General features: G+C 72.3%; 16 protein-coding genes. 9 read left to right on the plus strand and 7 right to left on the minus strand.

The window, feature by feature from the left end; all coding sequences use genetic code 11:
- Nucleotides 1-31: 31 nt before the first annotated feature.
- Nucleotides 32-697 (plus strand): TetR/AcrR family transcriptional regulator, encoded by a 666-nt coding sequence (locus tag ACZ55A_RS05385; protein ID WP_468834043.1) that lies wholly within the window; start codon nt 32-34, stop codon nt 695-697.
- A gap of 55 nt (nt 698-752) precedes the next feature.
- On the opposite strand, the gene ACZ55A_RS05390 is transcribed toward ACZ55A_RS05385, so the two are convergent.
- Together ACZ55A_RS05390 and ACZ55A_RS05395 are read right to left on the minus strand one after the other, a co-directional pair.
- The gene (locus ACZ55A_RS05390) at nt 753-2,414 is read right to left on the minus strand and encodes a thiamine pyrophosphate-binding protein (protein WP_468834049.1); all 1,662 of its coding nucleotides are present in this window, start codon (nt 2,412-2,414) and stop codon (nt 753-755) included.
- A gap of 96 nt (nt 2,415-2,510) precedes the next feature.
- Nucleotides 2,511-4,007 (minus strand): sodium:solute symporter family protein, encoded by a 1,497-nt coding sequence (locus ACZ55A_RS05395; protein WP_468834054.1) that lies wholly within the window; start codon nt 4,005-4,007, stop codon nt 2,511-2,513.
- A 200-nt stretch (nt 4,008-4,207) separates the two neighbouring features.
- Here ACZ55A_RS05395 and ACZ55A_RS05400 point away from each other — a divergent pair, with 200 nt between their 5' ends.
- Both ACZ55A_RS05400 and ACZ55A_RS05405 read left to right on the plus strand, forming a co-directional pair.
- Nucleotides 4,208-5,809 carry a helix-turn-helix domain-containing protein gene (locus tag ACZ55A_RS05400; RefSeq protein WP_468834059.1) on the plus strand — a complete coding sequence of 534 codons (1,602 nt, stop codon included), beginning with the start codon at nt 4,208-4,210 and terminating at the stop codon, nt 5,807-5,809.
- A 232-nt stretch (nt 5,810-6,041) separates the two neighbouring features.
- Nucleotides 6,042-6,341, plus strand: coding sequence for a hypothetical protein (locus tag ACZ55A_RS05405; RefSeq protein WP_468834063.1), 300 nt, complete (start codon nt 6,042-6,044; stop codon nt 6,339-6,341).
- Between the two features lie 151 nt (nt 6,342-6,492).
- On the opposite strand, the gene speB is transcribed toward ACZ55A_RS05405, so the two are convergent.
- Entirely contained in the window at nt 6,493-7,473 is a 981-nt protein-coding gene (speB, locus tag ACZ55A_RS05410) for an agmatinase (RefSeq protein ID WP_468834068.1), read from the minus strand.
- A gap of 266 nt (nt 7,474-7,739) precedes the next feature.
- Between speB and ACZ55A_RS05415 the strand changes: the two genes are divergently transcribed.
- A complete protein-coding gene (locus tag ACZ55A_RS05415; protein WP_468834072.1) occupies nt 7,740-8,537 on the plus strand; it encodes a phosphatase in 798 nt (265 codons plus the stop codon).
- Nucleotides 8,538-8,715: 178 nt separating this feature from the next.
- Here the strand turns inward: ACZ55A_RS05415 and ACZ55A_RS05420 are convergent, their stop codons facing one another.
- The 3 genes from ACZ55A_RS05420 to ACZ55A_RS05430 form a co-directional block, all read right to left on the minus strand.
- The gene (locus ACZ55A_RS05420; protein WP_468834077.1) at nt 8,716-9,606 is read right to left on the minus strand and encodes an acyl-CoA thioesterase; all 891 of its coding nucleotides are present in this window, start codon (nt 9,604-9,606) and stop codon (nt 8,716-8,718) included.
- Between the two features lie 32 nt (nt 9,607-9,638).
- Nucleotides 9,639-10,796, minus strand: a complete 1,158-nt coding sequence (locus ACZ55A_RS05425) for an acyl-CoA dehydrogenase family protein (RefSeq protein WP_468834081.1) — start codon at nt 10,794-10,796, stop codon at nt 9,639-9,641.
- A gap of 141 nt (nt 10,797-10,937) precedes the next feature.
- The gene (locus ACZ55A_RS05430) at nt 10,938-11,579 is read right to left on the minus strand and encodes an SACE_7040 family transcriptional regulator (RefSeq protein ID WP_468834087.1); all 642 of its coding nucleotides are present in this window, start codon (nt 11,577-11,579) and stop codon (nt 10,938-10,940) included.
- A gap of 134 nt (nt 11,580-11,713) precedes the next feature.
- On the opposite strand from ACZ55A_RS05430, the gene ACZ55A_RS05435 reads away from it, so the two are divergent.
- From ACZ55A_RS05435 to ACZ55A_RS05450, 4 genes are read left to right on the plus strand one after another with little or no spacing between them, the layout of a single operon-like run.
- Complete coding sequence (locus ACZ55A_RS05435; protein ID WP_468834091.1) at nt 11,714-13,357, plus strand: carboxyl transferase domain-containing protein; 1,644 nt, start codon at nt 11,714-11,716, stop codon at nt 13,355-13,357.
- 17 nt (nt 13,358-13,374) lie between these two features.
- On the plus strand, nt 13,375-15,381 hold the full coding sequence (locus tag ACZ55A_RS05440; protein WP_468834097.1) for an acetyl/propionyl/methylcrotonyl-CoA carboxylase subunit alpha: 2,007 nt from the start codon (nt 13,375-13,377) through the stop codon (nt 15,379-15,381).
- A complete protein-coding gene (locus ACZ55A_RS05445) occupies nt 15,378-16,319 on the plus strand; it encodes a hydroxymethylglutaryl-CoA lyase (protein WP_468834102.1) in 942 nt (313 codons plus the stop codon). Before ACZ55A_RS05440 ends, ACZ55A_RS05445 begins: the two co-directional genes overlap by 4 nt.
- A 5-nt stretch (nt 16,320-16,324) precedes the next feature.
- Nucleotides 16,325-17,479, plus strand: a complete 1,155-nt coding sequence (locus tag ACZ55A_RS05450) for an acyl-CoA dehydrogenase family protein (protein WP_468834107.1) — start codon at nt 16,325-16,327, stop codon at nt 17,477-17,479.
- A 115-nt stretch (nt 17,480-17,594) separates the two neighbouring features.
- Here ACZ55A_RS05450 and ACZ55A_RS05455 read toward each other — a convergent pair whose 3' ends face one another.
- Nucleotides 17,595-19,187, minus strand: coding sequence for a beta-N-acetylhexosaminidase (locus ACZ55A_RS05455; protein WP_468834112.1), 1,593 nt, complete (start codon nt 19,185-19,187; stop codon nt 17,595-17,597).
- A gap of 177 nt (nt 19,188-19,364) precedes the next feature.
- On the opposite strand from ACZ55A_RS05455, the gene ACZ55A_RS05460 reads away from it, so the two are divergent.
- On the plus strand, nt 19,365-19,655 hold the full coding sequence (locus ACZ55A_RS05460; RefSeq protein ID WP_468834116.1) for a hypothetical protein: 291 nt from the start codon (nt 19,365-19,367) through the stop codon (nt 19,653-19,655).
- Nucleotides 19,656-19,659 lie beyond the last annotated feature (4 nt).

Genomic DNA, 19,659 nt, shown 5'->3' on the forward strand with positions numbered 1-19,659 from the left:
AATGCGAAGTCACGCGAAGCGTGGTTTCGGCATGAGCCTCCCCTCGGGCCTCAGGGGCGGTGCCGTACGCGGCGCCGCCCCGGGGGCCGCCCCCGGCCCCCGGCGCGGCTCGACCCGCCGCCGGATCTTCGACGCCGCCGTCATCCTCATCGCCGAACAGGGCTTCTCCGCCACCACCGTCGACGAGATCGCCGACCGCGCCGGCGTCGCCAAGGGCACCGTCTACTACAACTTCGCGAGCAAGAACGTCCTCTACGAGGAGCTGCTGCGGGACGGCATCGATCTGCTCGCCGGCTCACTGCGCCGGGCCGCCGACGCCACGGCGGAGCGCGGCGGCACCCGGGTCGACGCCCTGGACGCGATGATCCGGGCCGGCCTGGACTTCATCGCCGGCTCCCCCGCCCTCATCCAGCTCTACGTCGCCGAACTCTGGCGCACCAACCGCACCTGGCGTGCCACCCTCACGTCCGTACGCGGCCGGGCCCAGGCCGTCGTCGAGGACGTCCTCCGGGACGCCGTGCGGACCGGGGAACTCTCCGGCGAGCTCGACATCCCCCTCACCGCCTCCGCCCTCCTCGGCATGGTCCTGGTGGCCGCCCTGGACTGGCAGTCCTTCCAGCCGGACCGCTCGGTCGAGGACGTCCATGCGGCGCTGTCACGGCTGTTGCAGGGGCGGGTGGGAGCGGGAACCGGCTAGGGCCCAGGGGGTGTCGTCGGACTCCCGTCGTTCGCCCGAGGCGGCGGGCGATCCGTCAGGTCTCCAGATGCGTCGGTGCGAACATCCGCAGCCGGGCGGGGAGTACGACGACCGAAGGGCCGGGGGCTGCGAGCGCCGACGTCAAGTCCCCGCGCAGCCGCTCCGGCGTCGTACGGACCGCGAGGACACCGAACGACTCGGCCAGCGCCACGAAGTCCGGCCGGGTGAGTTCGGTGGCGGTGGCCTCGCCGAACGCGTCCGTCATGTACTCGCGCAGGATGCCGTAGCCGCCGTCGTCCACGATCAGCCAGGTCACCGGCGCGTCGTACTGCCGGGCGGTGGCCAGTTCGGCGATCGAGTACATCGCGCCGCCGTCACCGGAGACCGCCAGCACCGGCCGCGCCGGGTCCGCGGCGGCCACCCCCAGGGCCGCCGGGAAGCCATAGCCCAGCCCGCCGGCGCCCTGCGCCGAATGCAGCGCGTTGGTGCCCCGCGGGTCGAAGGCGGACCAGGCCCAGTAGGCGAGGATCGTCATGTCCCAGCAGCTGACCGCGCCGTCCGGCAGGGCGTCCCGCACCGAGGCCAGGACCTGCTGCTCCAGGTCGAGTTGCTGCCCGGCGATCCGGTCGCGGACGCGGGTGAGGAGGCCGGCGACGGCAGCCTCGGGGGCACCAGGGGCGGCGTGCGGGCGGTCCCGCCGCGCCACCTCCTTCACCAGCGCGGCCAGCGCCGCCCGCGCGTCCGCGTGGATGCCCAGCGCGGCATGGTTCGACTCCAGCTTGCCCAGGTCCGCCTCGATCTGCACGACCTGCCCCCGCGGCCGGAACGTGTGGTAGTTCGAGGAGAGTTCACCCAGCCCCGAGCCGACGACCAGCAGCGTGTCCGCGTCCTCCAGGAAGGTGGTCGTGTAGCGGTCCTCCAGCCAGGACTGGAGGGAGAGCGGATGCTCCCACGGGAAGGCGCCCTTGCCGCCGAAGGTGGTGGCCACCGGTGCCCGCAGTTGCTCGGCGAGCGCCAGCAGCTCCGCCTCGGCCCCGGCCCGGACGACTCCGCCGCCGGCCAGGATGACCGGCCGGCGGGCCTGTGCCAGCCGGTCGGCGGCCGCCGCGATCAGTTCCGGGCGGGGCGTCAACTCCCTCGGTACAGCGATGAGTCCGGTCACCGGAGGGATCTCGGTCCCGGCCAGCAGGACGTCCTGCGGGATCTCCAGCCACACCGGCCCGTGCGGGGCGCTCAGCGCCGACTCCCAGGCGGCGGCCACCGCGGACGGGATCTGTGAGGCGGTACGGGCCGTGTGGACGGACTTGACCACACCGCGGAACGAGGCGCTCTGGTCGGTGAGTTCGTGCAGATAGCCGTGGCGGCCACCACCGATCCCGGCCAGCGGCACCTGACTGCCGATGGCCAGCACGGCGGCCGAGGCGGCCGCCGCCTCCTGGAGCGCGGCCAGCGTCATCAGCGCGCCGGGCCCGGTGGAGACCAGCAGCGGCGCGACCCCGTGCGTGGTCCTGGCGTACGCGTCGGCGGCGAAGCCCGCGTTGTTCTCCACCCGAAGCCCCACGTAGCGCAGGGTGGAGCGGCGCAGCGCGTCGAACACCCCGAGGGCGTGCTGGCCCGGCAGCCCGAAGACGGTGGTCGCGCCGAGCGCGGTCAGTGACTCGACGACCAGGTCGCCTCCGCTGCGCGGGGCCGCCGGCGGCGCTTCGGTGGTGCTCATGGTGGGTTGGCTCTCCATGTCGTTGTGGTGGTCCGTAAGGGCGGCCGTAGTGCCCGTCAGATCGTTGTGAGGGTCCGCAGGGCGCCGTAGCGCCCGTCAGACGCCGGACAGCGGTGCCGCGTCGGACAGGGCCGCTCCCGCGTCCGTACGGCCGGCCAGACGGGCGCGCCAGGCGTCCAGCACCGCGGCGTCCGTCGGCCTGGTGGCCAGGCTGACCACCACGTAGGCCACGAGCGAGGCGATCAGCCCGTAGTAGATGGGCTCGTTGGCGAGGACACCGAGCGAGAGCATCAGGCCGATGACGGTCAGACCGCCCAGCGCGACCGCGGCGAGCGCGCCCGCCGCCGTACCGCGCTTCCACAGCAGGCCGCCCAGGATCGGCACCAACAGGCCGCCGACCAGCAGGTTGTAGGCGACGGTGAGCGCCTCGACGACATTGTTGAGCGCGATCGCGATGACGATGACCGCGAGGCCCATCAGGAGGATGAAGACCCGGTTGCCGCGGACCTCGTCGTGCGGCTGGTGCGCGGCGGCCTGGTCCTGCGCGGCGGCCCGTCGCCTCGCCACGCCCTTCAGCCGGGCCCAGATGTCGTTGTTGGCGACCGTGGCACAGGCGATCAGCGCGCCCGAGGACGTGGACATCACCGCGGACAGCGCCGCCGCCAGCACCAGCCCGCGCGCTCCCATCGGCAGCGCGTCCTTGACGACCGTCGCGAAGGCGTCGTCCGGGCTGCCCAGATGCGGGTAGAGCACCTTGGCCGCGGTGCCGATGACCGCGCCGGCGAGCGCGTAGACCAGACAGTACGTACCGGACGCGGTGCCGCCGAGCCGGGCGACCTTGTCGCTGCGCGCGGTGAACACCCGCTGCCAGATGTCCTGCCCGATGAGCATGCCGAAGGAGTAGATCAGTACGTACGTGAAGACCGTCTGGCCGCCTATGCCGAGGGGCGCGAAGTAGTCGCCCGGCAGCTGCGCCTTCATCTCGGCGAAGCCGCCCGCCTTGATGACGGCGATGGGCAGCAGGAGCAGCAGCACACCGATCGTCTTGACGACGAACTGGACCATGTCGGTGAGGGTGATCGACCACATGCCGCCGAGCGTCGAGTACGCGACGACGATCGCCCCGCCGAGGATGATCGAGAGGGACCGGTCCAGGCCGAAGAGCACATCGAAGATGGTCGCGTAGGCGATGGTGGAGGTGACCGCCAGCATCAGCGTGTACGCCCACATGACGACGCCGGAGATGATCCCGGCGGATCCGCCGTAGCGCAGGTCCAGCATCTCGGAGACCGTGTAGACCTTCAGCCGGGCGATCCGGGCCGAGAAGAAGACGCTCAGCGCGAGCAGCCCGAGCCCGATGGTGAAGACCATCCAGGCGCCGGACAGACCGTATTGGTAGCCGAGCCCCACGCCGCCGATGGTGGAGGCGCCGCCGAGCACGATCGCCGCCATCGTTCCCGAGTACATCGCGGGGCCGAGGCGGCGCCCCGCGACCAGGAAGTCGCTCTTCGATTTGGCGCGCCGCATTCCCCACCAGCCCATGGCGAGCATTCCGGCCAGATAGAGCACGATCACCGCATAGTCGACAGCCATGGGCCATCCCTTCAAGCTGCGCCCGGGGAGGCGAGGGGAGCGAGGGGGTGAGGGGGGCTTGGGGCGAGAGCGACGGGCGCTCAGCGAGCGGGGGGTCCCGCCGAGCGCCGCGTCCTGGGGGTTGACCCTAGGAGGCGGCAGGACGACGCTGAAGTGTACGTTTCCTCCACCCGCTCGCCCTTCGTATGGACGTTTCGCACATGCCGCACCCGATGCCTCCGCCGTCCACGCCGCCGGTCCCCCTGGCCGATCTCCTCGCCCGCACGGATCTGGGCCTGCGCCAGATCGCCGGCCCGCGCGAGGGCGTCGCGATCCACTGGGTGCACACCTCCGAGATGGCCGACCCGGTGCCGTACCTCCTGGGCGGCGAGATGCTGCTGACGGCGGGGGTGCATCTGGCGGAGGTGACCGCGGGGGCCGGCGCGGACCCCGAAGCCGCCCTCGACGCGTACCTCGACGGCTATGCGGCCCGTACCGTCGCGGCCGGGGCCGCCGCCCTCGGCTTCGGGATCGCGCCCGTGCACGACACAGTGCCCCGCGCGCTGGTGGCGGCCTGCGACCGGCACGGTCTGCCGCTGGTCGAGGTGCCCGCGGGGACCCCGTTCACGGCCGTGGAGAGCGCCGTATGGCAGGCCGTGACGGAGGCCCGGCACCGCGAGCTGACCCGGATCGGCGAGGCACAGCGCGCCCTGGCCGCGGCCGCCGCCCGCCGCGATCCCGCCCTCGCCGTCCTGCGCGCGCTGGCCCGCCATGTCCACGGCTGGACCGCGCTGCTCGCCCCGGACGGCACGGAGCACGGCTCGGCCGGCGCCCGCCCCGCCGACGCCGTACGGGCCGCCGCCGGCCGGCTCGCCCAGGTCGTCGGCGGGGACGGCGCCGGGCCCGGAGCACACAGCGGAGCCGGCGGGCCGTCCTCCGCCACCGACACCCTCCCGGGCACCCGGACCCGCCCGGGCACACAGCTGTCCGCGTACGCGCTGACGGGGCGCGCTCCGAGGCCCCAGGCGCTCGCGCTGGTGGTCGCCACCGATCCGCACGATCCGCCCGCGCACACCATCGCGGGCGTCGCCGCCGTGCTCCTGTCGCTGATCACCGGCCCCACCGCCCGTCGCGGTGCGCCCGACGCCGCGCACTCCGCCGCCCTGGTACAGCTGCTCACCGGCGCCGGCCCGGCCGATATCGCCCCGCTCCTCGGCGCTCCCCTCTGGAGAGTTGTGCACGCCGAGCGCCGCCGGGAAACGGCAGCGGACGAGGCGGACATGGCCACCCTGGCCGCCGCGCTGGGCACCTCGCTCATCGCTCCGCAACCGGGGGACAACGGGACCGCGGGCACCGCCCTGCGGGCCCTGGTACCGGCCGACCGCGACATCAGCGCGCACCGCGGCTGGACGCTCGGCGTCAGCGAACCCGTCCCGGTCGAGGAGTTGCCGGCCGCCGACCGGAACGCCGCCACCGCCCTGCGCCGCGCCCTCGCCCGGCACACCCCCCTCGTACGCCATCGCGCCCCCGGCCCGCACAGCGTCACGTCCCTGATCGCCCCCACCGAGGCCCGGCAGCACGCCGAGGCCCTGCTCGCCCCGCTGACCGACTCCCCGGCCCTCCTCCCGACCCTCCACAACTGGCTCTCGCTGCATGGAAGTTGGGACCGCACGGCGACGTCACTGGGCATCCACCGCAACACCGTCCGCCAGCGCATCGCCCGTATCGCCACCCTCCTCGGCACCGACCTCGACGATGCCGACGTCCGCATGGAGCTGTGGTTCGCGCTGAGGTGCCTGGACCGGGACGCCGGCCAGGGGTGAGGAGGGAAGGGGGAAGGGGAAAGGCCGAGAAGGGGAGAGAAGTGCGGGGAGAGCGCGGGAGTTCAGGAGCGCACGGCCCGTGGGACCCCAGGAGCACACGGCCCGTAGCAGTCCAGCTCGCGGCGGTACGCAGGAGATGGCCTGCCGAACCATCCCTCTCCGCTGCCGCGTCGGTTAGGTTGACTCCGAGTCACTGCCCACGGCTCGCCTCGCCACACGGGAGGGACCTGCCATGACGGACCCGGCCGAGCACCGCAACGGCAGCGCTCCTGGGAATGCCCCCAGGAGCGCGCCGACGAGCGCAGCCGCCCGGCCGCCGCTCCCGCCGGCCGACGCCCCCCACGGGCCGCCCTCCCCCCTCATCCACGAATTCGCCGCGGGCTACCTCATCCACACCGGCTGGCCGGCCCCGGACGACCCGACCGCCCCGCCGCAGACCCCCGGCGGCAACAGCATCGTCGTCTCCAAGCTCAACGGCGAGGTGACCGCCGTGCCCAACTTCCCCCCGGAGCCGGTGGTCGACGTCCAGTGACGCCCACGCCCCTATGCCACTCAACGCCATGAGAAATCAGGGGCGTTGGAACACCGCAGGCCGAACAAGAACGGGATCGGGACCGGGAACGGGACCGGGAAGCGGGACCGGGACCGGGACCGGGCAGAAGCGGCCGCCCGCCCGCCGGCCGTCAGCCGCGCGCGGCGGCGATCTGCCGCGACATGATCGTCGTCAGCTCGTACGCCGTGTGCGAGGCGGCCACACAGGTGATCTCCGCATGGTCGTAGGCCGGGGCGACCTCGACGACATCGGCCGAGACCAGGTTGCAGGAGGCCAGCCCGCGCAGGATCTCCAGCAGTTCGCGGGAGGTCAGACCTCCTGCCTCGGGGGTGCCGGTGCCGGGCGCGTGCGCCGGGTCGAGCACGTCGATGTCGATGGAGATGTACAGCGGACGGTCACCGATGCGCTGCCGGAGCTGGTCGGCGACCTCGTCCACTCCCCGCCGCATGACGTCCGCCGAGGTGACGATGCCGAAGCCCATCTTCTCGTCGTCGTCGAGGTCCTTCTTGCCGTAGAGCGGGCCGCGGGTGCCGACGTGGGAGAGCGCGGAGGTGTCGAGGATGCCCTCCTCGACGGCGCGGCGGAACGGGGTGCCGTGGGTGTACTCGGCGCCGAAGTACGTGTCCCAGGTGTCCAGATGGGCGTCGAAGTGCAGCAGCGCGACCGGGCCGTGCTTCTTGGCGACCGAGCGGAGCAGCGGGAGGGCGATGGTGTGATCACCGCCCAGGGTCATCATCCGGGCGCCACTGGCCAGCAGCTCGTCCGCGGCGGCCTCGACCGTCTCCACGGCCTCGTTGATGTTGAACGGGTTCGCCGCGATGTCACCGGCGTCGGCGACCTGCGCGAGGGCGAAGGGGGAGGCGTCCTGCGCCGGGTTGTACGGGCGCAGCAGACGCGAGGCCTCGCGGATGGCGTTGCCACCGAAGCGGGCGCCGGGGCGGTAGGAGACGCCGGTGTCGAAGGGGACACCGACAACGGCGACATCGGCCCGGCCGCCGACCTCGTCGAGGCGGGGCAGACGGGCGAAGGTGGCCGGCCCGGCGTAGCGCGGGACGCGGGAGGAGTCGATGGGGCCGACGGGCCCGTTGGAGGCGCTGGCTGCGGTGGTCATGAGGCCGAGGGTAGGGATGGCGACAGCGTCGGCCCATGGACATTTACGTCAGAGATCGCCAGAGCATTCGACATTTTGGCCAGCGGACCCCCAGCGGGCGAAGTGGCCGGGCCCGCTTGACGGCCTCCGGGGGCGTCCGGGCTGCGATACGGCCGCCCCGGCATCCGCACCCGCCCGCCCTGTGTCCCTGCGTCCCTGCGTCCCTCCATCCGTCCGGGGTACGGAACTCCCCGGCCCCAAAACATCCGTCCGGGCACAATGGCGCTATGCCCATAGCCTCCGCAGCCGCCGCCCCCTCGCGCGCCGAACTCGTCGACCATCTCATCCGCACCCGTATCGCCGGCGACGTCGCCACTCCCCGCGAGAACAACCTCGCCCACTACCGCAGACTCGCCAACGGCGACCGCCACTACTGGTTCGGCCTGGAGTTCGGCGACCGATGGGCGGACGAGCAGGACGTACTGGCCGTGATGGCCGAGCGCTGCGGGGTGAACGACGACCCGCACCACCGGCAGGGGCAGGACACCATCGACCCCGAGCTGACCGTGGACGCGCTGGACCGTACGGCCGCGGTGCTGCGCAAGGCGGCCGCCGACAAGCAGCGGGTGCTGTTCGCGACCGGCCACCCGGGCGGGCTGCTCGATGTGCACCGGGCGACGGCGCAGGCGCTGCGCGCGGCGGGCTGCGAGATCGTCGTCATCCCGGACGGGCTCCAGGCGGACGACGGCTTGGTCTTCCAGTTCGCCGATGTGGCGATGCTGGAGCGCGGGGCGACGCTGTGGCACACCCACTCCCCCGAGCCGATGGCCGCGATCCTCGACCGGCTGGAGCGGGACGGTTCCCCGCTGCCGGACCTGGTGATGGCCGATCACGGCTGGGCGGGCTGCGCGGCCCAGCGGGGCATCGAGGCGGTCGGCTTCGCGGACTGCAACGACCCGGCGCTCTTCCTGGCCGAGGCCGAGGGCACCCTCCAGGTGACCATCCCCCTGGACGACCACGTCCTCAGCCCGCGCTACTACGACCCGCTGACCGCCTATCTGCTGGACGCGGCCGGACTGGCCTGAGCGGACGGACCGGCCCGGGCGGGCGGGCCGGGTCTGAGCGGGCGGGCCCCAGGACCCTAGGGCTGGGGCGAACAGATCCCGTAGGGGATGCAAGCGCCCCCTGCGGGGCCACAACGGGGCAGCGCAGGACGGTATTCCCGGGGCACCCGGTCACGCCCCGCCCCCGCCCCCGCCCCCGCTAGCCGCGCGGCACCCGGATCACGCCCTCCTGGATCACCGAGACCGCCAGCCGGCCGTCGGCCGTGAAGATGCGGCCCTTACCCAGGCCCCGGCCGGCCTGGGCGGTGGGGGACTCCTGGTCGTAGAGCAGCCACTCGTCGGCGCGCAGCGGACGGTGGAACCACATCGCGTGGTCCAGGCTCGCGCCGACCACGTCGCCGACCGCCCAGCCGCCCCGGCCGTGCGCGAGCAGGATCGAGTCCAGCAGGGTCATGTCGGAGACGTAGGTGACCAGGCAGATGTCGAGGAGGGGGCGGGGGATGTCGCCGTCGTCGTCGAGCTTGCCGTGGGTGCGGAACCAGACCTGGGAGCGGGGGTCGCGCACCTCGCCGACGGTGACGTACGGCGGCTCGTCCACGTACCGCAGGTCGATCGCGGCCCGGGCCTCCAGCAGCCGCTCGGCGACCTCCGGGGCGAGGAACCGTTCGGCGTGGCGGGGCAGCATCTCGGCGGCGGTGGGCAGCTCCGCCGGGTCCGGTGCCGGCGGCATCGGCTCCTGGTGCTCCAGCCCCTCCTCGTGTGTCTGGAAGGACGCGGAGAGGTGGAAGACCGGCTGGCCGTGCTGGACGGCGACGACCCGGCGGGTGGTGAAGGACCGGCCGTCGCGGATGCGGTCGACGGTGTAGACGATGGGTGCGCCGGGGTCGCCGGGGCGCAGGAAGTACGCGTGCAGGGAGTGCGGCGGCCGGTCGGCGGGGACCGTGCGCCCGGCCGCGACCAGGGCCTGCGCGGCGACCTGGCCGCCGAAGACCCGGGGCACGACCGAGGCACGGCTCTGGCCGCGGAAGATGTCCTGCTCGATCCGCTCCAGGGAGAGCAGATCGAGCAGCGACTCCAGTGCGTCGTTCACGTGCGTATGACCTGTGGGCGTCCGGTCCGGGCCTACAGGCCCATGGACTTGGCGATGATGGACTTCATGACCTCGCTGGTGCCGCCGTAGATGCGGTTGACGCGGTTGTCGGCGTAGAGGCGGGCGATGGGGTACTCGTTCATGAAGCCGTAGCCGCCGTGCAGTTGGAGGCAGCGGTCGATGACGCGGTGGGCGACCTCGGTGCAGAACAGCTTGGCCGAGGCGGCCTCGGCGGGCGTCAGTTCGCCCGCGTCGAGGGCTTCGAGGGCGCGGTCGGCGACGGCTTCGGCGGCGTCCACCTCGGCCTGGCAAGCGGCCAGTTCGAACTTGGTGTTCTGGAACGAGGCGACCGTCTTGCCGAAGACGGTGCGCTCCTGCACGTACTGCTGGGCGAACCGGATGGCGGCCTTGGCCTGGGCGTAGGCGCCGAAGGCGATGCCCCAGCGCTCGGAGGGCAGGTTCTGGCCGAGGTAGTGGAAGCCCTTGTTCTCCTCGCCGAGCAGGTCCTCGACCGGCACCTTGACGTCGACGAAGGCCAGCTCGGCGGTGTCGGAGACCTTCAGGCCGAGCTTGTCGAGCTTGCGGCCGACGGAGTAGCCCTCGGACTTCGTGTCGACGGCGAACAGGGAGATGCCGAAGCGGCGGTCGTCCTCGCGCGGCGCGGAGGTACGGGCGCAGACGATCACCCGGTCGGCGTGCACACCGCCGGTGATGAAGGTCTTGGCGCCGTTGAGGACGTAGTGCGTGCCCTCGTCGTTGAGCTTGGCGGTGGTCTTCATGCCCGCGACGTCGGAGCCGGTGCCCGGCTCGGTCATCGCGAGGGCCCACATCTCCTCGCCGGTGACGAACTTGGGCAGGTAGCGCTTCTTCTGCTCGTCGGTGGCGAGCATCTCGATGTACGGGAGGCCGAGGAGCACATGCACGCCGGAGCCGCCGAAGGTGACGCCCGCGCGGGCGGTCTCCTCGTACATGACGGCCTCGAACTTGTGCGAGTCGATGCCGGCGCCGCCGTACTCCTCGGGGACCCGGATGCCGAAGACGCCCAGTTCGGCGAGCTTGTGGTAGAAGTCGCGCGGGGTCTGGCCGGCGGCGAACCAGTCGTCGTAGACGGGGACGACCTCGGCCTCGATGAAGGCGCGTATGGTCGCGCGGAACGCCTCGTGGTCCTCGTTGAACACCGTACGGCGCATTGCTACGTCGCCTCCTCCTGGTCGCCGGGCCAAGCACCTGTCTAAGCGCTTGCTCAGCGAAAGCTACCGGCCGGTCACCAAGGCTGTCCAGAGGTCAACGAAAACCCGTACGGGCTCCCCGCGCGGTACCCCGCCGGGGAGCTACGCGCCCGGCACCCCGGCCGGCACCTGCTCCCCCGCCGCCGGCTCCTCCGCGACCGCGCCGAACGCCCCCACCGCCAGCCGGTGCAGCAGCTCGGCCATCTCCGTACGGCCCGGAAGGGAGCCGGGGCGGCCCAGGTGGGGGGTGGAGTTGAGCAGGCCGAAGACGGCGTGCACGGCGGCGCGGGCCTGGGACTCGGAGGGGCCCGGGTGGACCTGCCGGACCACGTCCACCCACAGCTCGACGTACTGCCGCTGGAGCTGGCGCACCCGCTTGCGGTCGGCCTCACGCAGCCGGTCCAGCTCACGGTCGTGCACGGTGATCAGCGGCCGGTCGTCCAGCGCGAAGTCGATATGGCCGTCGATCAGCGCGTTCAGCACCGCCTCGGGGCTCTCACCGCCCTCCGCGACCCGCATCCGGCCGCCGGCCAGCAGCCGCTCACTGATCCCGACCAGCAGCTCGGCCAGCATCGCGTCCTTGCCGGCGAAGTGCCGGTAGAGGCCGGGGCCGGAGATCCCCACGGCCGCCCCTATCTCATCCACACCCACGCCGTGGAAGCCGCGCTCGGCGAAGAGCCGGGCGGCCTCCTTGAGGATCTGCTCGCGGCGGCTGGTCGGGGCGGAGGCCTGCGCATTACTCATGCCGTCGATTGTAGACAGCCGGGTTAGTGCTCGTTAACCTGAAGGAAATGAGGTTAACGCCCATTAACCCGGATGGCCCGGCCGCCGCGGCGCGCGGAGCCGGGGCGGTCGACCGAGCAAGGGGGCTCGTAAAGATGGAGCAGGCACCGGTGCTGGGAAGCGACGGGGGTCCCCTCGGGCGAAGTCCCAGGGACGACCCGGCGTCCGACTCCTGGAAGGCCAACGAGGCCGCGCACCGCGAGCTCGCCGCCGAGCTGCGCGAGAAGCTCGCCGCGGCCCGGCTGGGCGGCGGCGAGAAGGCCAGGGCCCGGCACACCGCCCGCGGCAAGCTGCTGCCCCGCGACCGGGTCGACGCCCTGCTGGATCCCGGCTCGCCGTTCCTGGAGCTGGCGCCGCTGGCCGCGGAGGGGATGTACGGCGGGGCCGCACCGGCCGCCGGGGTGATCGCCGGCATCGGGCGGGTCTCCGGCCGCGAGGTGGTGATCGTCGCCAACGACGCCACGGTCAAGGGCGGCACGTACTACCCGATGACGGTCAAGAAGCATCTGCGGGCCCAGGAGGTGGCCCTGGAGAACCGGCTGCCCTGTCTGTACCTCGTCGACTCCGGCGGCGCCTTCCTGCCGATGCAGGACGAGGTCTTCCCCGACCGCGAGCACTTCGGCCGGATCTTCTACAACCAGGCGCGGATGTCGGGGGCGGGCATTCCGCAGATCGCCGCCGTGCTGGGGTCCTGCACCGCCGGCGGTGCCTACGTCCCCGCCATGAGCGACGAGGCGGTGATCGTACGGAACCAGGGCACGATCTTCCTGGGCGGACCGCCGCTGGTGAAGGCCGCCACCGGCGAGGTGGTCACCGCCGAGGAGCTGGGCGGCGGCGAGGTGCACGCCAAGACCTCCGGCGTCACCGACCACCTCGCCGAGGACGACGCCCATGCGCTGCGCCTCGTGCGCACCATCGTCTCCACCCTCGGCGAGCGGGCGCCGCTGCCCTGGACGGTGCGGCCGGTCGAGGAGCCCGCGGTCGATCCGGCCGGGCTGTACGGCGTGGTGCCGGTGGACTCCCGTACGCCCTATGACGTGCGCGAGGTGATCGCGCGGATCGTGGACGGCTCGCGGTTCGCCGAGTTCAAGGCGGAGTACGGCACGACGCTGGTCACCGGCTTCGCGCACCTCCACGGCCATCCGGTCGGCGTCATCGCCAACAACGGCATCCTGTTCTCCGAATCCGCCCAGAAGGGCGCGCACTTCATCGAGCTGTGCGACCAGCGCGGCATCCCGCTGCTCTTCCTCCAGAACATCTCCGGCTTCATGGTCGGCCGCTCGTACGAGGCGGGCGGGATCGCCAAACACGGCGCGAAGATGGTGACCGCGGTGGCCTGCGCCCGGGTCCCGAAGCTGACGGTCGTCATCGGCGGCTCCTACGGGGCGGGCAACTACTCGATGTGCGGCCGGGCCTATTCACCGCGCTTTCTGTGGATGTGGCCCAACGCCAAGATCTCGGTGATGGGCGGCGAACAGGCCGCCTCCGTCCTCGCCACCGTCAAACGCGACCAGCTCGAGGCCCGCGGCGAGGAGTGGAGCGCCGAGGACGAGGCCGCCTTCAAGGCGCCGGTGCGCGAGCAGTACGAGACCCAGGGCAACGCCTACTACGCCACCGCGCGGCTGTGGGACGACGGCGTGATCGACCCGCTGGAGACCCGGCAGGTGCTGGGGCTGGCGCTGACCGCCTGTGCCAACGCCCCGCTGGGCGAGCCCAGCTTCGGCGTCTTCCGGATGTGAGAGGGATGTCATCGTCAATGTTCGACAGTGTCCTGGTCGCCAATCGCGGCGAGATCGCGGTCCGTGTCATCCGTACGCTGCGCGCCCTCGGCATCCGCTCCATCGCCGTCTACAGCGATGCGGACGCGGACTCCCGGCATGTACGGGAGGCCGACACGGCCGTACGGATCGGTCCCGCGCCGGCCGCCGAGAGCTATCTGTCGGTGGAGCGGCTGCTGGACGCGGCCGCCCGGACCGGCGCGCAGGCGGTCCACCCCGGCTATGGCTTCCTCGCCGAGAACGCCGGTTTCGCACGGGCCTGTGCGGACGCCGGACTGGTCTTCATCGGTCCGCCCGCCGAGGCCATCGAGCTGATGGGCGACAAGATCCGCGCCAAGGAGACGGTGCGTACGGCCGGGGTCCCGGTCGTCCCCGGCTCCTCGGGCAGCGGTCTGGACGACGGCCAACTGGCCGCGGCCGCACGGGAGATCGGGATGCCCGTGCTGCTCAAGCCGTCCGCGGGCGGCGGCGGCAAGGGCATGCGGCTGGTGCGCGAGGAGGCGCTGCTCGCCGACGAGATCGCCGCCGCCCGCCGCGAGGCCCGCTCCTCCTTCGGCGATGACACCCTGCTCGTCGAGCGCTGGATCGACCGGCCCCGGCACATCGAGATCCAGGTCCTGGCCGACGGCCACGGCAACGTCCTCCACCTCGGCGAGCGCGAGTGCTCCCTCCAGCGGCGGCACCAGAAGATCATCGAGGAGGCCCCGTCGGTCCTGCTGGACGAAGCGACCCGCGCCGCGATGGGCGAGGCGGCCGTCCAGGCGGCCCGCTCCTGCGGCTACCGCGGTGCCGGCACCGTCGAGTTCATCGTCCCCGGCAAGGACCCGGCGTCGTACTTCTTCATGGAGATGAACACCCGCCTCCAGGTCGAGCACCCGGTCACCGAGCTGGTCACGGGCCTGGACCTGGTGGAGTGGCAGCTGCGGACCGCGGCCGGTGAGCATCTCCCGTTCGCCCAGGACGACATCGCCCTCAACGGGCACGCCGTCGAGGCGCGGCTGTGCGCCGAGGACCCCAGCCGCGACTTCCTGCCGACCGGCGGCACGGTGCTGACGCTGCACGAGGTCCAGGGGGACGGGGTGCGCACGGACTCCGGCCTGCTGGAGGGTGTGGAGGTCGGCAGCCGCTACGACCCGATGCTCGCCAAGGTCATCGCCCACGGCCCGGACCGCGCCACCGCACTGCGCCGGCTGCGGGCCGCGCTGGCGCAGACCGTCACCCTCGGAGTGACCACCAACGCCGGTTTCCTGCGGCGGCTGCTGGCCCACCCGGACGTGGTCTCCGGCGAGCTGGACACCGGGCTGGTGGAGCGGGAGGTGGCCGGGCTGGTCGACGGCGGCGTACCCGAGGAGGTGTATGCGGCGGCCGCGGCGGTGCGGCAGGCGGCCCTGGAACCGGCGGTGGCCGACGGCGGCTGGCGCGATCCGTTCGCCGCACCCAGCGGCTTCCGCCTCGGCGGGGAGCCCGCCCCGGTCCGCCACTGGCTGCGGGTGCCCGGCCATGACCCGGTGCCCTGGGACGTACGGCCGGGCGCCGAGGGCGGCCAGGTCGGGCCGGGACACGTACGCGTCACCGTGGACGGGGTCGTGCACACCTTCCACCGCAGCGGCGACTGGCTCGGCCGGGACGGCGACTCCTGGCAGGTGACCGATCACGACCCGGTGGCGGCGGCGCTGCGCGGCGCCGCCGGGGTGCACGGGGCGGAGACCCTGGCCGCCCCGATGCCCGGCACCGTCACCGTCGTCAAGGTCGCGGTCGGCGACGAGGTGGCCGCCGGGCAGGGCCTGCTGGTGGTGGAGGCGATGAAGATGGAGCACGTGATCTCCGCGCCGCACGCCGGCACGGTCGCCGAACTGGACGTCACCGCGGGCACCACCGTCGCCATGGACCAGATCCTGGCGGTGATCGCCCCGCACGAGAGCCCCGGGCAGTCCGCGGCGGCGTCCGCGGGCGCTCCCGGGAGCGAGCAGGAGGGCACGTCATGACCGCAGCAGGACTGCCGATGGAGATCGGGGCGGAGGGGCTGCCCGCCCGCGTACGGATCCATGAGGTCGGGGCGCGCGACGGCCTACAGAACGAGCAGACCGTCGTCCCGACGGAGATCAAGGCCGAGTTCATCCACCGGCTCGCCGAGGCCGGTCTGCCGTTCGTCGAGGCCACCAGCTTCGTGCACCCCAAGTGGGTACCCCAACTCGCCGACGCCGAGCAGCTGTTCCCGCAGCTGGCCGACCTCGACCCGGACCGGCTGCCGGTGCTGGTGCCCAACGACCGCGGGCTGGACCGCGCGCTGGCCCTGGGGGCCCGCCGGATCGCGGTCTTCGCCAGCGCCACCGAGTCCTTCGCCAAGGCCAACCTCAACCGCACGGTCGACGAGGCGCTGGCGATGTTCGCACCGGTCGTCGCACGCGCCAAGGACGCCGAGGTGCATGTCCGCGGCTACCTCTCGATGTGCTTCGGCGACCCCTGGGAGGGCCCGGTGCCGCTCGCGCAGACCGTACGGGTGTGCCGGGCGCTGCTCGACATGGGCTGTGACGAACTGAGCCTGGGCGACACCATCGGCGTGGCCACCCCGGGCCACGTCCAGCAGCTGCTCTCCTCCCTCGACGAGGCCGGCGTGCCCACCTCCCGCCTGGGCGTCCACTTCCACGACACCTACGGGCAGGCCCTCGCCAACACCTTCGCCGCGCTCCAGCACGGCGTCACCACCGTCGACGCCTCGGCGGGCGGCCTCGGCGGCTGCCCGTACGCCAAGAGCGCCACCGGCAACCTCGCCACCGAAGACCTCGTGTGGATGCTGCACGGCCTCGGCATCGAGACCGGGGTCGACCTGGACCGGCTGACCGCCACCAGCGGGTGGATGGCCGGCGTACTGGGCCGCCCCAGCCCCTCGCGCACCCTCCGAGCCCTCGCCCCCAAGGAGTGACCCCCATGTCCCTGGACCACCGACTCCCCGATGAGCTGGAAGAACTCCGGCGTACGGTCGAGGCGTTCGCGCATGACGTCGTCGCCCCGAAGATCGGCGAGTACTACGAGCAGCATGCGTTCCCGTACGAGATCGTGCAGGAGATGGGCCGGATGGGCCTGTTCGGCCTGCCGTTCCCCGAGGAGTACGGCGGGATGGGCGGCGACTACCTCGCGCTCGGCATCGCCCTGGAGGAGCTGGCCCGGGTCGACTCCTCGGTGGCCATCACCCTGGAAGCCGGCGTCTCGCTCGGCGCCATGCCGATCTACCACTTCGGCACGGAGGAGCAGAAGCGCGCCTGGCTGCCCAAGCTGTGCAGCGGCAAGATGCTGGGCGCCTTCGGCCTCACCGAGCCGGACGGCGGCTCCGACGCGGGCGCCACGCGGACCACCGCGGTGCGCGACGGCGACAGCTGGGTGATCAATGGCAGCAAGTGCTTCATCACCAACTCCGGTACCGACATCACCGGTCTGGTCACGGTCACCGCGGTCACCGGCCGCAAGGCGGACGGCAGCCCGCTGATCTCCTCGATCATCGTGCCGTCCGGCACCCCGGGCTTCACGGTCGGCGCCCCGTACTCCAAGGTCGGCTGGAACGCCTCCGACACCCGGGAGCTGTCGTTCTCCGACGTACGGGTCCCGGCCGCCAACCTCCTGGGCGAGGAGGGCCGCGGCTACGCCCAGTTCCTGCGCATCCTCGACGAGGGCCGGATCGCCATTGCGGCGCTGGCCACCGGCCTGGCGCAGGGCTGTGTGGACGAGTCGGTGGCCTACGCCAAGGAGCGGGAGGCCTTCGGGCGGCCGATCGGCGCCAACCAGGCGATCCAGTTCAAGCTCGCCGACATGGAGATGCGCGCCCACACCTCCCGGCTGTCCTGGCGTGATGCCGCCTCCCGGCTGGTGCACGGCGAACCCTTCAAGAAGGAGGCCGCGCTCGCCAAGCTCTACTCCTCCGAGATCGCGGTGGACAACGCCCGCGAGGCCACCCAGATCCACGGCGGCTACGGCTTCATGAACGAGTACCCGGTCGCCCGGATGTGGCGGGACTCCAAGATCCTGGAGATCGGCGAGGGCACCAGCGAGGTCCAGCGGATGCTGATCGCACGGGAGTTGGGGGTCTAGATCCCTTAAGGCGCGGCCGAACAGATCCCGTAGGGGGTGCGAGCGCCCCCTACGGGGCCACAACGTGGTGGGCTCGGGTGGTATTCCGGGGCTCACCACGTTGTGGCGCGCACCGTTACGCAGCGGGCCAGGGCACTTCCGGCGAGCGGTAGTAGTGGATGCCCAGCGCGTCCCAGCGGGGGCCCTGGGCGGCCAGCCGCACCTTGTACGTGTCCCAGTCGTGGTGGTCCGCCGGGGACCAGCCGAGCTCCGCGATGCCGGGCAGCCGCGGGAAGGCCATGTACTCGATGTGCGCGGAGGTCGACAGGGTCTCCGACCACAGGGGCGCCTCGACACCCAGAATCGACTCCGCGGGCGCGCCCTTGAGGTAGCGGCCCGGGTCCCACTCGTAGGAGCGCCTGGCGCCGACGTAGCCGGCCCAGGACAGGCCCAGCGGCGTGTCCTTGTCGTACTTCATGTCGAGGTAGGCGCGGTCGGCGGGCGAGAGGATCAGACGGGTGCCGTTCTTCGCCGCGTTCGCGACCTGGGCCTGCTCGTCCGCGCTCGTCTTGTCGTAGCCCCAGTACTGGGCGACGGCGCCCTTCGCCGGGCGGGCGCCGGTCAGCTGGTGCCAGCCGATCGCGGTCTTGCCGTACTTGGCGACCACCGGCTGCACCTTGTCCATGAAGGCCACATAGTCCGCGTGGCTGGTGGAGTGCGCCTCGTCGCCGCCGATGTGGAGGTACGGGCCCGGGGTGAGCGCCGCGATCTCGCGGATGACGTCGTCGATGAAGTCGTAGGTCACCTTCTTCGGCACGCACAGCGAGCTGAAGCCGACGTTGGTGCCGGTGTAGAGGGGCGGCGCCTGGCCGTTGCAGTTGAGCTCGGCGTAGGAGGCCAGCGCGGCGTTGGTGTGGCCCGGCATGTCGATCTCGGGGACGACGGTCAGATAGCGGTCGGCGGCGTAGCGGACGATCTCGCGGTAGTCGTCCTTGGTGTAGTAGCCGCCGGGGCCGCCGCCCACCTGGGTGGAGCCGCCGTAGGTCGCCAGGCGGGGCCAGGATTTGAGGGCGATCCGCCAGCCCTGGTCGTCCGACAGGTGCAGATGCAGCCGGTTGACCTTGTACATCGCGAGCTGGTCGATATAGCGCTTGACCTGCGCGACGGTGAAGAAGTGCCGGGAGACATCGAGCATCGCGCCGCGGTAGCCGTAGCGCGGGGAGTCGGCGATGGTGCCGCCGGCGATCTTCCAGGGGCCCGGCTGCCCGGTGCGCTGCTCGACGGCCGCGGGCAGCAGCTGGCGCAGCGTCTGTACGCCGTGGAAGAGGCCGGCGGGCCGGCCGGCGCTGAGCGTGACCGCACGGCTGCCGGAGGTCAGCCGGTAGCCCTCGGCGCCCAGGCTCTTGGTGCCGCGGCCGCCGAGCCGGAGGACGATGCCGTCGTTGCCGTCCTTGGTGGTCACCGGGAGAGCGAGGCCGGTGGCCGGCCGCAGCAGGTCCGCCAGATAGCCGGCGATCTTCCGGGCCTCGCCGGATCCGCCGGGCACCCGGATCCTGGTGCGGTCACTGATCGTGTACGGGTCGCCTCCGGGCCGCACGGATGCCGGCGCGGGCACGACCCGGTCGAGCGGGGCGGTGGCGGCCTGGGCCTGCGGGGCCGGTACGGCGGCGGTTCCCATCCCCGCCGCCGCGACCAGCAGCAGCGAGAAGAGCATTCTTCGTCGTCTCATCGACGGTCCCTTCGGCGAAGGTCGTGCACGGCATGGAGCGACGGAACGGTGACCATCCGTACCGTGAGCCTCCGATCCGGTCAAGGTGTAGACCACTTTCCGGCCGCCAAACTGAGTACCTGCCCGATTCCGGGCAGATTTCTTGCGAATCTTCGCGCCGCCCCGCAGTATCTACGGGTGCTCGATCGCCGTAACCGCAGCGCAGACGCGCCGCACGAAGACCTGGTGGACCACCTGGTGCGCAGCACACCGCTGCAACGCGGTGAGGCCGCCCGGGTGGTGCTGGATGTGCTGGCGTACTTCGACGAGACGACGGAGGAGTTCGTCCGCCGTCGCCATCGCGAGCTGCAGTCCCAGGGACTGCGCAACGAGGAGATCTTCGAACGGATCCGCCACGAGATGCCGCACCGCGCCGTGGCCCCGCCCGATCTCTCGGCACGCCAGCTGCGCCGCCTCGTCTACGGCTGACGCC

Source organism: Streptomyces sp. NPDC034111 (assembly GCF_055575375.1).

Bases quoted from the DNA above. Each gene is read 5' to 3' on its own strand.
- ACZ55A_RS05455 (WP_468834112.1), bottom strand. From the start codon at position 19,187: ATGAGACGACGAAGAATGCTCTTCTCGCTGCTGCTGGTCGCGGCGGCG.
- ACZ55A_RS05430 (WP_468834087.1), bottom strand. From the start codon at position 11,579: ATGAGTAATGCGCAGGCCTCCGCCCCGACCAGCCGCCGCGAGCAGATC.
- ACZ55A_RS05395 (WP_468834054.1), bottom strand. From the start codon at position 4,007: ATGGCTGTCGACTATGCGGTGATCGTGCTCTATCTGGCCGGAATGCTC.
- ACZ55A_RS05385 (WP_468834043.1), top strand. From the start codon at position 32: ATGAGCCTCCCCTCGGGCCTCAGGGGCGGTGCCGTACGCGGCGCCGCC.
- ACZ55A_RS05400 (WP_468834059.1), top strand. From the start codon at position 4,208: ATGCCGCACCCGATGCCTCCGCCGTCCACGCCGCCGGTCCCCCTGGCC.
- ACZ55A_RS05435 (WP_468834091.1), top strand. From the start codon at position 11,714: ATGGAGCAGGCACCGGTGCTGGGAAGCGACGGGGGTCCCCTCGGGCGA.
- ACZ55A_RS05425 (WP_468834081.1), bottom strand. From the start codon at position 10,796: ATGCGCCGTACGGTGTTCAACGAGGACCACGAGGCGTTCCGCGCGACC.
- ACZ55A_RS05440 (WP_468834097.1), top strand. From the start codon at position 13,375: ATGTTCGACAGTGTCCTGGTCGCCAATCGCGGCGAGATCGCGGTCCGT.
- ACZ55A_RS05415 (WP_468834072.1), top strand. From the start codon at position 7,740: ATGCCCATAGCCTCCGCAGCCGCCGCCCCCTCGCGCGCCGAACTCGTC.
- speB (WP_468834068.1), bottom strand. From the start codon at position 7,473: ATGACCACCGCAGCCAGCGCCTCCAACGGGCCCGTCGGCCCCATCGAC.
- ACZ55A_RS05390 (WP_468834049.1), bottom strand. From the start codon at position 2,414: ATGAGCACCACCGAAGCGCCGCCGGCGGCCCCGCGCAGCGGAGGCGAC.
- ACZ55A_RS05405 (WP_468834063.1), top strand. From the start codon at position 6,042: ATGACGGACCCGGCCGAGCACCGCAACGGCAGCGCTCCTGGGAATGCC.
- ACZ55A_RS05445 (WP_468834102.1), top strand. From the start codon at position 15,378: ATGACCGCAGCAGGACTGCCGATGGAGATCGGGGCGGAGGGGCTGCCC.
- ACZ55A_RS05450 (WP_468834107.1), top strand. From the start codon at position 16,325: ATGTCCCTGGACCACCGACTCCCCGATGAGCTGGAAGAACTCCGGCGT.